Source organism: Nocardia iowensis (genome assembly GCF_019222765.1).
Taxonomy (GTDB): Bacteria; Actinomycetota; Actinomycetes; order Mycobacteriales; family Mycobacteriaceae; genus Nocardia; species Nocardia iowensis.
Window position 1 is genome coordinate 2,307,989 of sequence record NZ_CP078145.1, and the last position, 13,778, is coordinate 2,321,766.

Genomic DNA, 13,778 nt, shown 5'->3' on the forward strand with positions numbered 1-13,778 from the left:
GACACAGTCGCCGGGGTGTCCCGTGCTGATTGAGGCACCGGACGCCGGGTATGCGGCGAATGACCGCCCACACCCCGAGTTGGAGGAGTAGTCATGACCAAGCACGAGAGTGGACCGCGCGAGGCCGTCGAGGGCGTCGTCGAAGACGTCAAGGGCAAGGCCAAGGAAGCCGCGGGCGTTGTCACCGGGAACGAAGGCCTGAAGAGCGAAGGCCGGGCCCAGCAGGAGAAGGCCGAGTCCGAGCGCGAGGCCGCAAAGAAGGAAGCCGAGGCCGAGAAGGCTCGCGCCGAGGCCAATCTCGACGAGGCTCGCCAGAGTGCCCATCAGAGCGGCAAGGAGTCCTGACCGCTGAAATCGGCGGCGCGGGGACGATATTCGTCCCCGCGCCGCCGATTTATGTTGCGGCACAGGGTGCTCAGCAGTCGCTCGGTGCCGGTGTGCCGCGGAATCGCTCCTCGATCCATGCCATCGCGGCCGGTGCGCCGAGTACCGCGGTGGTCAGATGGTCCGGGCTGGGGAACAGGGCCGATCGAACGCTGGCACCGGCCGCGCAATACCGGCGCACGGTGTTGTCGATCGAAGCCACCGGGATCAGCGCGTCCTCGTGCGAACGCCATTGGTAAATCGGCGTTTTCGGCACACCGTCGTAGAGTTCCAGGCTGTTCTCCTCGAGCACGGAGCGGGCACTCGGGTCGTCGGCCAGCGAGGTGGAACTGGCCACGTCGAGCACGCTGTGACCGGCACCGGCCGCCAGGATCTCGTTGGTGCAGCCGTTGGCGATCCGGTCGCGGGTCGCCAGGCCGAAGGCGTTCAGATGGTCGCTGATCGGCAGCCGCGTCGGGTATTCCCGCTCGAGTCCGATGGCCGCCGCCAGCGCGAGGCCGAACGCCGGATGCCTGGAGTAACCGAGTCCCTCGGTCATCTTCACCAGGTTCATCGGAACCCCGCCTTCGGCCGCGCCCGCGATGTCGAGTTCCGGTGCGTAGGTCGGCGCCAGCGCGGCCGCCCAGCCCGTCGCCATGCCGCCGCCGGAGTAGCCGAACAGCGCGATCGGGCTGGTGGCGACGCCGAGCTCGGCGACCTGCCGGGCGGCGCGAATGCCGTCGAGGGTGATCATCCCGCCCAGCTTGGCCGCGCCGTAGGCGCTCGTAGGCCCGAGATGGTCGGGCAGCGCCACCGACCAGCCGCGCAGCAGCACCGCGTTGAGCGCGGGGGCCTCGCGCACGGCCAGATTCGGATCGTCGGTATAGAGCACGCGCGATACCGCGCACCGGGTGCCGAGGCCGTTGATGATGTGCTGGTAGGACAACAGCGGTCCGCCTGGGACGTGGTTGTGCGGGGTCAGCACGGTGGTGGTGGCCGCGATCGGATCGCCCGCCGAATTGGTCGACCGGAATTTGATCATCGTGACGGTGGTGCCGGGGAAGGCGAGCAGCGCGGGCATCGAGCGAACGCCGAGCACGTCACCCGGTTTCGCCCGATCCAGATCCGCCGGTGCCGCATAGAAGGGGTCCGGGTCCGGCAGCGGGTAGATCGGTTGTGCCGCAGCGATACCCGGTGTGACGGCTACCTGAGCGGCCGACAGCACGAGGGCCAGCGCGGCGAGCGCGGGGCTGATGTGTCGAAGCATGACGATGAGCGACTCCCATTCCTCACGACATTCACGGGGATTTGTTTTGCATGTGGAAAGTCGAATAACTCGAAAACCGGCCGTGAAAATTCGCCCGGCCGGTGTTCGGACGAGCGACACATTATGGGAAAAACGGAAAGGCCCGGCGGAGCCGCGCCGTGCCATCGCCACCCGGTTGCCGGCGCGCCGGTTACGGTGGCCGAGTGATGTTGGCAGTCGTCGGTCTTGTGCTGTTGGGTGTGTTCGTGCTGAGGTTCCGCAAGGATCGCCGTCGGCTGAGCAATGGGGTGTTTCTGCTGCTCGGGATGGCATTCTGCGGTGTCTGGCTGCTCGGATCGGGTGCCGAGGGCGACACGCCGGTGGTGCTGGCGGGCCTGCTGGTGTTGCTGTCACCGCTGCTCGTGCTGGTGCTCGCCGGGTTGCTGATGGTCAACGGCGGACAGCTGCTCCGGCGTGAAGGAGTGCGGGTCGCCAATCTGCTCCCACTCGGGCTCGGTATCGCGCTACTCGTTCCCTATGTCTTGCTGGCGGTGGCCATTTTCACCGGGGAGATCTGGTTCGTGGTGATTTTGGCGTCGCTGACCATGGCGGTGAGCTACATCGGCTTTCTGTTCGCCAGCTTCCTGCCGTATTCGCTGTTCTACGGGGCGCTGCCATATCGGCCCGGCATGGACGCGATCGTCGTGCACGGCTCCGGTCTGCTCGGTGACCGGGTGCCGCCGCTGCTGGCCAGTCGGCTGGATCGGGCCGTCGAGCTCTACCGAGCCGAGATCGCGGCGGGCCGCAGGCCGGTGCTGATCACCAGCGGCGGTAAGGGTTCCGACGAAGCCGTATCGGAGGCGGCGGCGATGGCGGGCTATCTCGTAGACAAGGGCGTGCCCGCCGAAAACGTGGTGCTGGAGGACCGTTCGACGACCACCAGGGAGAATCTGCTCTACACCAAGCGGTTACTGGGCGAGCGCGGCACGTCCACTCGAATGGTCCTGGTGACCAGCAACTTTCACATCCTGCGGACGGCGATCCTGGCCCGGCGACTCGACCTCGACGCCGAGGTGACCGGTGCCAAGACCGCCTTCTACTATCTGCCATCGGCGATTCTGCGCGAGTTCGCCGCGATCCTGGTGGCCTACAAGTGGGTCAACATGATCACCTGTCTCGCGCTGACGGCGCTGCCGGTGCTCGCGCTGCTGCTCACCCGCGACATGCCGCACCACTACGGCGACTGAGGCCAGTCGTCGAACGCCTTGTGCGGGATGCCGACGGTGAGCCCGCCATCGATGACGAACTCGGCGCCGGTCGAGTACGAGGATTCGTCGCTGGCCAGAAAGGTGATCAGCGCGGAAACCTCGGACGGGTCGGCGGCCCGGCCCATCGGGATCTGCAGGAAGTCCGCGGGAATGTTCTCGGTCATCGGGGTGGTGATCAGGCCGGGGTGCACCGAATTCACCCGAATCTTGTACTGCGCCAACTCGAGCGCTGTGGATTTGGTGAGGCCGCGGACGGCGAATTTGGTCGCGACATAGCCGTGCAGGCCCGGGCTGCCGCGCATGCCTTCGACAGACGAAATATTGATCATCGAGCCGCCGCCCGCCTCGATCATGGCAGGTGTGGCGGTCTGCATACCGAGAAAAGTTCCGGTGAGGTTGATGTCGATGATCCGCTGCCACTCGGTCAGGTCGAAATCGACGAGCAGGTTGCCGTTGGCGATGCCCGCGTTGTTCACCAGCACGTTCAGCGATCCGAACCGTTGCACCGTCTCGGCGACGGCGCCATGCCACTGCGCCGGTTCACGCACATCGAGGTGTACATAGGCAGCCGCGTCGCCCAATTCCTTGGCCACGGCGGCGCCTTCGTCGTCGAGCACGTCACCGAGGACAACGCGGGCGTCCTCGGCCACCATGGCCTTCGCGTGTGCCGCGCCCATGCCGCGGGCCCCGCCGCTGATCAACGCCACCTTGCCGGTCAACCGCCCCATCGCGGCACCTCCGTCTTTCGCTCGTCCACGCCAACGTACTGGAACACGTTACAGAAGTGGGCCCGATCGGGGGCCGGTCCCGCGTCCGATGCTGCCATACGAGGGCGGTGCGCCGGGGAAAGCCGTTGTGGGCCAGCGGCTTATGGGGCGGCGGGAGGTGGCGTGCCCAGGTTGTCCGGAACCGCGCGACCGACTGACCTCGCGGCGGCCGCTCGTCCGATTTAGGGTTACTCGAATGAGTGAGCCCACCCTCTTCACCATGGCGTCGCTGCGGCACGCGGCGGGCACCGACCTCGGCGTGAGCGGTTGGATCGAGGTCGGCCAGGACCGCATCACCGCGTTCGCCGAAGCCACCGAGGACCGCCAGTGGATCCACGTCGACCCGCAGCGGGCGGCGGATGGACCGTTCGGCGCCACCGTCGCGCACGGTTATCTGACCCTGTCGCTGATTCCGGCGATCACGCGGCAGTTGTTCGAGATCAGCGATGCCGGTGCACGGATCAACTACGGCCTCAACAGAGTTCGGTTTCCGTCTCCGGTACCAGCCGGCTCCCGCCTTCGCGGCCGGGCCGCGATCGTCAGCGTCGAGGAGGTACCAGGGGGCCTCCAGGTGGTGCTCGCGGCGACGATCGAACGCGAAGGCTCGGACAAACCCGCCTGCATCGCCGAAGTGATCGTCCGAGCCATGGCGTAGCCGTCGGAGCCGGTCCGGTCCTGCTGTCGAGAGTCGTCGCGCTATGGCATCATCGTGTTAGAACACGTTCTAATTCTGTCCGCGATCCGCGGGAGGCGCACGATGACGAACCCACGATCCGCCGCGGCGCTGCGCCGGTTCGCCAGGCGGGTACCGGATATCGCCGAGGTGCCGGGCGGCCGACTGATCGACCTGCCGGGGCGGGGGCGCACGTACGTGGTCGACATCCCGGGACCGGAGGGCGCGCCCGCGCTGGTGTTGTTGCACGGCACCGCGTGTACCGCGTACCTGAACTGGTTTCCGTCGCTGGCGGCGCTGGCCGAGCGGTACCGGGTGATCCTGTTCGATCAGCGCTGGCATGGCCGGGGGATCCGCTCCGAGCGTTTCTCGGTGGACGACTGCGCCGACGATGTCGTCGCCGTGCTCGACGTGCTCGGTCTGGATAAGGCCGTATGCGTGGGGTTCTCGCTGGGTGGCGTGGTGAGTCTGGCCGCGGCACACCGGCATCCGGATCGGGTGAGCGGACTTGTGCTGTGTGCCACGCCGTACCGGTTCCAGGAGAAGTGGCGCGAGCGCGCCTTTCATCAGGCGTTCGGTGCGTTCGCGGCGGCGGTCGGGCCGTATTCCTTCCGGCGCATCGAGGAATTCGCCGGGCGGCTACCGGAACTGCCCGATATCGCCTGGGCGCCGGGCGGATTGGATCGATGGGCGCTCACCGAACTTCGCAGTACCAGCGGCTGGGCGATCACCCAGGTGATCGGCGAGGTCGGCCGATTCGATGCGACCGACTGGTTGTCGAGCCTGAATATGCCGACCGCCGTGGTCATTACGACTCGCGACCGGGCCATTCCGGTCTATCGACAGCTGGAGATGGCGACCGCGATCCCTGGGGCAACCATTCACCTGGTCAAGGGCGGGCACGCGGCCTGCGTGCTGGAGGCCGATCAATTCGTTCCCGTGCTGGTCGAGGCGTGCGGGGCGGTCGCCGCGAGGTTGTGACAGCGGGCGTCGGCGGCCCTGTCCGGCGGCGGTGACGAACAGGGACCTGGCCAAGGTTCAGCCCAATTTTCTTGCTGCGGTCAGCAATTCGTCGACTACGCCCGGGACCGCGTCGGCGAGTTCGGCGACGTCGGGCACCAGCTCCTTGCAGGCGATGAAGCCGAAGTCCAGGTCGTCGTTGTTGGACAACACGGTCACGGTGAGCCCCGCGCCGTGAAAGACCGGGCCGAACGGATACATCCCGGTCACCCGCACCCCGAGGAAGTAGAGCGGCATCGGCGGCCCCGGCACATTCGAGACCACCAGGTTGTGCACCACTGGATGCCGCTCGGCCAGCTTCAGCGACGAGTACACCCGCGCCGCGAGCTGAAAGGTGTTCGGTGGGGCGTACTTCGACCAGTCCTGCAGGAAGTCGGCGCCGATGAGGTCGTGTTCCTCTTTGGCCCCCCGGTTGTCCTCGGCCACCTGTAGCAGGCGTTGTACCGGGTCCGCGATGTCGGTGCCGAGCCGGGCGAACAGCGTGGACACCTTGTTGATACCCGCGGTGTGCCGCGACGATTCGTGCACGGAGACCGGCACCGACGCGACGAGCGAGCGGTCGGGCAGCTCGTCGTGCTTCGCTAGATAGGCGCGCAGCACTCCGGCGACGACGGTCAGCACGACATCGTTGATCTTCACCCCGAACGCGGACTTGATCTCCTTGACGGCGCCCAGTTCCGCCTCGGTGAACGCGACCGCGCGATGCGGGGTGATGGCCAGGTTGAACGGGGTCCGCGGCGCGGAGAACGGCAATGCCATGCCCGCCTTGTCCTTTCGGCGGCGCTGCGCGAAACCGGCCACCATGCCGAGCGTTTTCGGCACCATACCGACAATGCCCGCCTTGGTCGGGAACTTGATCACCGCCTTGGCCAGCAGTTCCCAGTCGTTGGGGCTAGGTTCCGGCTGCCATTCCTCGGCGGGCGGTGTCTTCTCCGCGTGCGGTTCCAGGTCGCACAGATGCATCATCATGTTCGTGCCGGTGATGCCGTCCACCGCGGCGTGATGGTATTTGCAGATCACCGCGACCATGCCGTCGTCGAGGCCCTCCACCACGGACATCTCCCAGAGCGGGCGGTCGCGGTCCATCGGGCGGCTGGCGATGTCGCCGACCAGTTCGGCGAGCTCGCGGCGGCCCGCGGGGGCGGCGATGCCGATGCGCCGAATGTGATAGTCCAGGTCGAAGTTCTGGTCCTCGACCCACACCGGGTGATCCAGGTTGAACGGCACCTCGTAGACGCGCCTGCGCATCTGCGGGATCAGCGGTAGTCGCCTGCCGAGCTCGGCCTTGAAATTCTCGAACGAATAGTCCCCCGAGCTGGGATCCAAGATCAGCAGCGCACATACGTGCAGGTGCTGGGTCCCGGTTTCCAAGTAGAGAAAGCTGGCATCCAATCCGGTTAGTCGCTCCATAGCGGGAGACTACTAGAACGCGTTCTAGTCTTGGGCTGAATGGGTGGGATGTGGGTCTCAGTCGTGGTCTCTATTGTCAAGCGGGCTAACGGCATTGAGGGGGCGACGGGCCGGGGGTTGTTCTGCGGCGCGGGCCGCGACCGGAGGCTCGTTTGCGCTGCTACGGATATGTATGTAACCCCAAGTTCCATATATGTGTATGATGATTGCTACAGCCATGCAGGAAGGCGCGCGACGACGCGGTCGTGAGAGGAGTACCGATGAAGCTACTTCGTAGCGGTAGACGGCGGCCGGACACCGATCCGGGTGAGGTCGCGCTACACGCCCGCAATGTGCAATTCCAGTGGGCGGACACGCCGCTGCACTGGATGCCGGCGGAGCCGATCGCCTCGCACCTGATCAACTCACTGAATCTGCTGCTGCCCGAGGGCGAGCGCATGTTCTGCGCGGCCTACACCGAGGCGTTGCCGTTCGTGAAGGACGACAAGCTGCGCGAGGCCATGCTCGGGTTCATCGGCCAGGAGTCCATGCACGCCGAGACGCACGACAAGGTGCTGAACGAGGTGCTCGCCGCGCACGGTATCGACCCGGAACCCTATGTGCGGCAGGCCGAATACCTGTTCCGCAAGACGCTGGGACCCAAGCAGGCCGGCGGCGTGGCGCAGCGCCAGGTGATGGTGGAGCGGCTGGCGTTCATCGCCTGCCTAGAGCACTTCTTCGCCTACCTCGGCGACTGGGTGCTCAACGCCGAGCTGGAGAAGTTCGGCGCCGACCCGCGGATGGCGGATCTGTTCCGCTGGCACGGTGCGGAGGAGGTCGAGCACCGGCACGTCGCGCACGATGTGGCGGTCTATTTCGGGGCGGGCTATGTGCGGCGCGCGGCGATCATGACGCTGGTATTCCCGATCTTCATCACGCTGGTGGTGCGCGGCACCAAATTCATGGTCCACCAAGACCCCGCGCTGCCCGATCTCGGCTATCCACGGCTGATCAAGCGGGTCTTGGGCGCGATGTGGCGCGGGGCGCTGCCCGGCGTGCCGTCGTTGCTGTGGAGTGCGCTGTCGACCTTCAAACCCGGCTACGATCCGGAAACGGTCGGTTCCACCGCGCAGGCGGTGGCATACCTCGCGAAATCACCTGCCGCGCAAGCGGTCGCGTCGTGACCGTGCGGCCGATACCGGAGCAGCTGCCCGCGGATCTATTCGGTAAGCGGGCGCAGGACCGGGCGGTGCGGGTGCTCGACGCGGTCGCGTCGGCGCGGCTGCGCTGGACAACACTGGTCAATCGGCGCGATCTGTCGACCAGGATCGACGACCGCCGACTTGCCCTCGTGGTGACCGAGCGGCGGATCGAGGCGCACGACCAGGACGTGGTGAGCCTGCGGCTGGAAGCCGCGGACGGGCGGGTACTGCCGCCGTGGCGGCCGGGCGCCCATCTGGACCTCGAACTGCCCTCGGGGCGGCTGCGGCAGTACTCGCTGTGCGGCGATCCGGCCGACATTCGCGCGTATCGCGTTGCCGTGCGCCGCATTCCGGACGGCGGCGGTGGGTCGGTGGAGGTGCACGACGGCCTGCCGATCGGTGCGCCGCTGACCGTGCGCGGGCCGCGCAACGCCTTCCCGTTCGCCGTACCCGGTCACGGATCACCCGCCGCCCGTTTGCATTTCATCGCGGGCGGCATCGGGATCACGCCGATCCTGCCGATGGCACGGCTGGCGCAGCGGCTCGGTATCGACTGGTCGATGGTGTACACCGGCCGCAACCGCGAAACCATCCCGTTCCTCGATGAGATCGCCGGGTTCGGTGACCGGGTCACGATCCGCACCGACGACGAGCACGGCCTGCCCGACGCCGCCGCGCTGCTGCCAGGGGTCGCCGCCGACACCGCGGTCTACTGCTGCGGCCCGGTGCCGATGACCAGCGCCGTTGCCGCCGTAGTGCGCGAAATGCCCGGTGTGGAATTGCATTCCGAGCGGTTCTCGCCGCCGCCGATCGTGAACGGCGTGCCCTTCGAGATCGAATTCGCCTCCACCGGCGAGGTGATCGAGGTGGCCGCGGATCGCTCGGCGCTCGACACCATCCTCCAGTCCCGGCCGGATCGCCCTTACTCGTGCAGGCAGGGCTTCTGCCGCACTTGCAAGGTGCGGGTGCTGACCGGCGAGCCGGAGCATCGCGAAACCGTGCTCACCGCCGCCGAACACGAGGCGGGCGAAATGCTGGTCTGCGTATCCCGTTCGCCCGGTGGGCGACTGGTGCTCGATCTGTAACCATGACCTCTGGTCAGCAAGGAGAAACCCGATGACGACCATCGAACCACCGGAGCTGGTGGCCGCCGAGCGGACGGTACGCAGCGGCGAATTCGCGCTCGCCGTCTATGAATACGGGGACCCGACCGCGGAAACCGTGCTGCTGGTGCACGGCTGGCCGGACACCAATCATCTCTGGGACGCGGTGGTGCCGTTGCTGGCGCGGCGCTTCCACGTCGTCACCTACGACACCCGCGGGCACGGGCGATCCACCCGGACCCGGCGCACCGAGGACTTCCGGCTGGACCAGTTGGCCGGAGACTTCTTCGCCGTCGCCGACGCGGTCAGTCCCGACCGGCCGGTGCACGTGCTCGCGCACGACTGGGGTTCGGTGCAGGTGTGGGAGGCGGTGTGTGAGCCGCAGGCGACCGCTCGGATCGCGTCGTTCACCTCGGTGTCCGGACCGAATCTCGACCACATCGCGAACTGGATGCGCGACCGGCTTTCCCGGCCGACGCCGCGCAATATCTGGCAGCCGTTCAGCCAGGCATTGTCCTCGGCCTACACCTTCTTCTTCATGACGCCGGGCCTGCCGCGGGCCGTTTTCGGCCTGCTCGGCACCGAGCGGCGGTGGCAGCGGGTCGTCTCGATCATGAACGAGACGCCGCCCGCGAATGTGACCCTGGGCCCGACGTTCCGCAGCGACCTGGTCGACGGCCTGCTGATCTACCGGGCAAACATCGTGCAGCGCTTGCTTTCGCCGCGGGAGCGGCACACCGAGGTGCCGGTGCAGCTGATCGTCGCGCGTCGCGACGTCGCGGTCCGGCCCGCCGGATACGACGACGAACGCAAGTGGGTGCGGCGGCTGTGGCGCCGTGATGTACCAGCCGGGCACTGGATGCCGTTCTCCCACCCCGAATTGCTGGCCACCGCGACCACCGAGCTGATCGACACGATCAATGGTGCCGCGGTCCCGCGCGGGCTACGGCGTGCCGAAGTCGGCCGCAGCGCAAAGCCGTTCGAGGATCAGCTGGTGGTGATTACCGGCGGCGGCAGCGGTATCGGTCGCGAAACGGCGTTGGCGCTGGCCCGGCGCGGTGCCGAAATCGTGCTGTCGGACATCAATCTCGTCGCGGCGAAAGAGACCGTAGAGCTGATCGCCGCCGAAGGCGGTGTGGCGCATGCCTACCAGCTCGATGTCTCCGACGCGGCCGCGGTGACCGTCCATGCCGAGGCCGTACTGAAAACCCATGGTGTGCCGGACATCCTGATCAACAACGCCGGTGTCGGCCAGGCCGGCGGGTTCTTCGACACCTCGGCCGCGGAGTTCGATCGGGTCATGCGGATCAATCTCGGCGGCGTGGTGAACGGCTGCCGGGCGTTCGGATCCGCCATGGCCGAGCGCGGTTTGGGCGGGCACATCGTGAACCTGTCCAGCATGGCGGCCTACAGTCCGCAGCAGGGCTTCAGCGCGTACTCCACCAGCAAGTCGGCGGTGTTCATGTTCTCCGACTGCCTGCGCGCGGAACTCGCCGGTCGCGGTATTTCGGTGCACACCATCTGCCCGGGCATCGTGCACACCAATATCGTTGCGAACACCACCTTCTCGGGTGTCAGCGCCGAAGAGGAGAAGCGCAAGCAGGAGCGCTACGACAACCTCTACCGGATGCGGCGCTACGGGCCGGAGAAGGTGGCCGAGCAGATCGTGCGTGCCGTCGAAAAGGACCGGAGCATCGTGCCGGTGACGCCGGAAGCCCGATTGCAGTACCACGTCAGCAGGCTCGCGCCCGCCATCGGCCGATTCGTCGCGGCCCGAGTGAAGCTCACCTAGTCGGACAGGGCACGCAGGTCGGCCTCGATGGCCGCGACGCGCTCGGCGTCGACGCCCCACGGGTGTTCGACGCCGACCCTGCCGTCCAAGTCCCACAACACGCAGGCCTCGCCGGGCTCGGCCACCAGTGCCCAGGCCACCACGGTGCGGCCGAGTTGCTCGCCCATCGAGCCGTGCGAAACCTTTGGTGGCCCAGCGCCTTCCGGGAAATGGTGGAGGAATTTGCCGTAGGCCGCGGCGCAGAAGGCGGCATATCGCTCGGTGCAGAGAATGAACCCGTGCCAGGCCTCGTCCACCGCGTGCGACGGCATGCCGATGACCTGCCCGTCGCGCATTGCCGCGCCGCAACAGCGCAGCCATTGCCGCAGGCCGGTCTCGACGAGTTCCCGTGGCTGCCAAGGGCAGGTCTTGTAGATGGCCTCGGGCAGTTGCAGAGCGGCGACGGTGGTGTTGACCGCGGCCAGATCGATTTCGCGCTGCCGGGATCTGCGGAAGCTGAAGGACGGCACAGTTCACTGTACGCAGCGTCGGTGGGCCGCTACGGTTCATGGATGGGTGACGTTGTCCTTCTCCTGGTCATCGTGGGGCTGGTGCTGGTGGTTATCGCCACGCCGTTCTTGATCATCGGCGCGATCGTCGGGGCGCGGCGCAACAGGCGAGTTCCGCCCTACCGCGGCAGGCGCGGGGGCGGTCCCCGCCGCGGGTATGGCGGCGGAAACCGACCGGGCCCGTACTGGGCTGCCGGTGCCGCCGGGTTCGCCGATACCGACTCCGGTTCGTCGAGCAGTTGTGGCGGCGGATACGAACCGGGGCACGGCGGTGGCCATCACGACAGCGGTGGAAGTAGCAGTAGCTGCGGGGGTGGGAGCAGCAGTAGTTGCGGCGGCGGAAGTAGCAGCAGCGGCTGCGGTGGGGGCGGTTCCTGACCGCTTGACCTCAACGCCTCTTCAGGTTCCATGCTGGTCCAAGTCGGACGAGACATGGAAGCGATGGAGGTTTGTCATGCGGGTTGTGCAAGCGGTGGAATTCGGTGGGCCGGAAGTACTTACGGTGCGTGAGGTGCCGGAGCCGGTGGCCGGGGCGGATGAGGTGGTGGTGCAGGTGGCGGCCGCCGACGTGATGTTCTTGGACACCCGGTTGCGCAGCGGTTGGGGTGGCGACTTCTTCGAATTGCGGACGCCCTACGTCCCGGGCGGCGCGGTCGCCGGGGTAGTCGTAGCGGTGGGCGCCGATGTCGATCGGTCCTGGGTGGGTAAGCGCGTCGCCACGGCGACCGCCGCCAGCAGGATCGGCGGCGGTCAACCGATCGGCGGATACGCCGAGCAGGCGCTCGCCAAGGCCGCGACGCTGACCGTCGTGCCCGAGGGGCTGAGCCTGTTGCAGGCTGTCGCGCTCACCCACGACGGAAAACCGCGCTGGCGGTGTTCGACCGCGCCGCGATAAAGCCGGGGGAGTGGGTGCTGATCACCGCCGCGGGCGGCGGGTTGGGCACCTTGCTGATCCAACTCGCCCGCACGGCGGGCGCCCACGTGATCGCCGCGGCGCGTGGACGGACCAAACTGGAGTTGGCCGAGCGGCTCGGTGCCGAGGTCGTCGTCGACTACTCCGTGCCCGGCTGGTCGGACACGGCCCGGGCGGCGACCGGCGGCGCGGGCGTGGCCGTGGTGCTGGACGGCGCGGGCGGTGCGCTGGGCGAAGCGGCCTTCGACGCCATCGCCGACAACGGCCGATTCCTCGGATATGGGGCCGCCGCAGGTGAATTCGCTGCGCCGGACCGCGAGGTGGCCGCGTCCCGTGGCATCGCGGTGGACGGTCTGTTCGACGTCACCGACGGCAACACCGACTGGATGGGGCTGGCCGAACGTGCCGTCGCCGAGGCCGCGGCGGGGCGGCTGGAAGTGGTGATCGGCCAAACCTTTTCACTCGACGAGGCCGAACGCGCCCACGCCGCCATCGAGTCCAGGACCGCGCTGGGGCGCACCCTGCTGACCGTGGATTCTGCTGTCTGAGACCGTTCGATCGAGGCTCTGGCGGGCACCCTGGCTCAGCGCTAGGGTGCCCTGGGTGGAGACTCTGATCGTTGTTGGTGTGGTTCTGCTAGTACTCGCCGTCGTCGTAGTTGTCGTGCAAATCGCCAGCAGACCCCCGGCCGACGAGAGTCGTTGGGACAGGGACGATCCCGACGACTATCGCGGCCGCTGGAATGAGCGCGATGACGATGACGACCGGGACCGATAGGGGTCAGCCGATCGGCGACAGCACCACCACGGCGATGGGTCGCTTGGTCAGCTTCTGATAACTGCTGTAGCGACCCCTGCTCACCTTGTCGACAATCGCGAACCGGCGCGCATACTCCGGATCGTCCGGATAGGTAGGCCGCGCAACCACCCGCACCTTGCGCCGCCCGATCTGAATCTCACACTCCGGCAGCGCCTTCAGATTCGCCAGCCAGCCCGGCGGCCGCGGCGAACCCCCATTGGACGCCGTCACCAAGTAGTCCGCCCCATCCTTGCCGTAAGTCAGCGCCGACGTCCGCGGCTGCCCTGTCTTGCGCCCCACCGTCCGCAGCAGCAACGTCGGATTCCCGAACAGCAGCCGATGCCCCACCAACCCGCCACTCTTCTCGTACACCCACTGATGCGCCTTCAGCACATTCGCGAACATATTGGCCATGGTCGACCCTCCAGAACGGTTGCGGGGACGACCCCACCCTAACCACCACTTCGGGTCCAAGTGGTGTAAGCGCCACCCCAGCCGGTAGCATCCCCCACGCCTGTGGTTCACCCCGCAGAAGAGGGGCGGTAGCTCAGTCGGTTAGAGCCGTGGACTCATAATCCATTGGTCGCGGGTTCGAGCCCCGCCCGCCCCACAAAACCGCTGCTGAGCAGCGTGGTCGGGTAGCGAACCTGGCGCCGATCGGGGCCAGGTCGCTATTTACTCGCTAATTTCACCGGG

The 13,778-nt window shown here is 67.3% G+C and carries 15 protein-coding genes and 1 tRNA gene; 11 read left to right on the forward strand and 5 right to left on the reverse strand.

The window, feature by feature from the left end:
- Positions 1-93: 93 nt before the first annotated feature.
- Complete coding sequence (gene mbp1, locus KV110_RS10535; protein ID WP_218475510.1) at positions 94-345, forward strand: microaggregate-binding protein 1; 252 nt, start codon at positions 94-96, stop codon at positions 343-345.
- A 70-nt stretch (positions 346-415) separates the two neighbouring features.
- Here the strand turns inward: mbp1 and KV110_RS10540 are convergent, their stop codons facing one another.
- On the reverse strand, positions 416-1,630 hold the full coding sequence (locus KV110_RS10540) for a lipase family protein (protein WP_218475512.1): 1,215 nt from the start codon (positions 1,628-1,630) through the stop codon (positions 416-418).
- A 206-nt stretch (positions 1,631-1,836) separates the two neighbouring features.
- Here KV110_RS10540 and KV110_RS10545 point away from each other — a divergent pair, with 206 nt between their 5' ends.
- A complete protein-coding gene (locus tag KV110_RS10545; protein ID WP_246634712.1) occupies positions 1,837-2,856 on the forward strand; it encodes a YdcF family protein in 1,020 nt (339 codons plus the stop codon).
- Here KV110_RS10545 and KV110_RS10550 read toward each other — a convergent pair.
- Entirely contained in the window at positions 2,844-3,605 is a 762-nt protein-coding gene (locus KV110_RS10550) for a glucose 1-dehydrogenase (RefSeq protein ID WP_218475515.1), read from the reverse strand. The two genes, KV110_RS10545 and KV110_RS10550, sit on opposite strands and share 13 nt — an antisense overlap.
- A 235-nt stretch (positions 3,606-3,840) precedes the next feature.
- Here KV110_RS10550 and KV110_RS10555 point away from each other — a divergent pair, with 235 nt between their 5' ends.
- The gene (locus KV110_RS10555; protein WP_218475517.1) at positions 3,841-4,299 is read left to right on the forward strand and encodes a MaoC family dehydratase; all 459 of its coding nucleotides are present in this window, start codon (positions 3,841-3,843) and stop codon (positions 4,297-4,299) included.
- 102 nt (positions 4,300-4,401) lie between these two features.
- Positions 4,402-5,298 (forward strand): alpha/beta fold hydrolase, encoded by an 897-nt coding sequence (locus KV110_RS10560; protein WP_218475518.1) that lies wholly within the window; start codon positions 4,402-4,404, stop codon positions 5,296-5,298.
- 57 nt (positions 5,299-5,355) lie between these two features.
- Here KV110_RS10560 and KV110_RS10565 read toward each other — a convergent pair whose 3' ends face one another.
- Entirely contained in the window at positions 5,356-6,747 is a 1,392-nt protein-coding gene (locus KV110_RS10565) for a WS/DGAT/MGAT family O-acyltransferase (protein WP_218475520.1), read from the reverse strand.
- A gap of 260 nt (positions 6,748-7,007) precedes the next feature.
- Here KV110_RS10565 and KV110_RS10570 point away from each other — a divergent pair, with 260 nt between their 5' ends.
- From KV110_RS10570 to KV110_RS10580, 3 genes are read left to right on the forward strand one after another with little or no spacing between them, the layout of a single operon-like run.
- The gene (locus KV110_RS10570) at positions 7,008-7,910 is read left to right on the forward strand and encodes a metal-dependent hydrolase (protein WP_218475521.1); all 903 of its coding nucleotides are present in this window, start codon (positions 7,008-7,010) and stop codon (positions 7,908-7,910) included.
- Positions 7,907-9,013 carry a PDR/VanB family oxidoreductase gene (locus KV110_RS10575; protein ID WP_218475523.1) on the forward strand — a complete coding sequence of 369 codons (1,107 nt, stop codon included), beginning with the start codon at positions 7,907-7,909 and terminating at the stop codon, positions 9,011-9,013. Before KV110_RS10570 ends, KV110_RS10575 begins: the two co-directional genes overlap by 4 nt.
- A 31-nt stretch (positions 9,014-9,044) precedes the next feature.
- Complete coding sequence (locus KV110_RS10580) at positions 9,045-10,823, forward strand: SDR family oxidoreductase (RefSeq protein WP_218475526.1); 1,779 nt, start codon at positions 9,045-9,047, stop codon at positions 10,821-10,823.
- Here KV110_RS10580 and KV110_RS10585 read toward each other — a convergent pair.
- Positions 10,820-11,332, reverse strand: coding sequence for a glycine-rich domain-containing protein (locus KV110_RS10585; RefSeq protein WP_393538783.1), 513 nt, complete (start codon positions 11,330-11,332; stop codon positions 10,820-10,822). The two genes, KV110_RS10580 and KV110_RS10585, sit on opposite strands and share 4 nt — an antisense overlap.
- Positions 11,333-11,825: 493 nt before the next feature.
- Here KV110_RS10585 and KV110_RS41380 point away from each other — a divergent pair, with 493 nt between their 5' ends.
- From KV110_RS41380 to KV110_RS10595, 3 genes are read left to right on the forward strand one after another with little or no spacing between them, the layout of a single operon-like run.
- Positions 11,826-12,266 carry an alcohol dehydrogenase catalytic domain-containing protein gene (locus KV110_RS41380; RefSeq protein ID WP_246634455.1) on the forward strand — a complete coding sequence of 147 codons (441 nt, stop codon included), beginning with the start codon at positions 11,826-11,828 and terminating at the stop codon, positions 12,264-12,266.
- Positions 12,245-12,832: a zinc-binding dehydrogenase gene (locus tag KV110_RS41385; RefSeq protein WP_246634456.1), complete on the forward strand. Its 588-nt coding sequence runs from the start codon at positions 12,245-12,247 to the stop codon at positions 12,830-12,832. The genes KV110_RS41380 and KV110_RS41385 overlap by 22 nt, the downstream gene beginning before the upstream one ends.
- A 55-nt stretch (positions 12,833-12,887) precedes the next feature.
- Positions 12,888-13,061: a hypothetical protein gene (locus tag KV110_RS10595; protein WP_218475527.1), complete on the forward strand. Its 174-nt coding sequence runs from the start codon at positions 12,888-12,890 to the stop codon at positions 13,059-13,061.
- A gap of 3 nt (positions 13,062-13,064) precedes the next feature.
- Here the strand turns inward: KV110_RS10595 and KV110_RS10600 are convergent, their stop codons facing one another.
- Positions 13,065-13,496: a nitroreductase family deazaflavin-dependent oxidoreductase gene (locus KV110_RS10600; protein WP_218475529.1), complete on the reverse strand. Its 432-nt coding sequence runs from the start codon at positions 13,494-13,496 to the stop codon at positions 13,065-13,067.
- 122 nt (positions 13,497-13,618) lie between these two features.
- Between KV110_RS10600 and KV110_RS10605 the strand changes: the two genes are divergently transcribed.
- Positions 13,619-13,692, forward strand: a tRNA-Ile gene (locus tag KV110_RS10605).
- Positions 13,693-13,778: the final 86 nt, after the last annotated feature.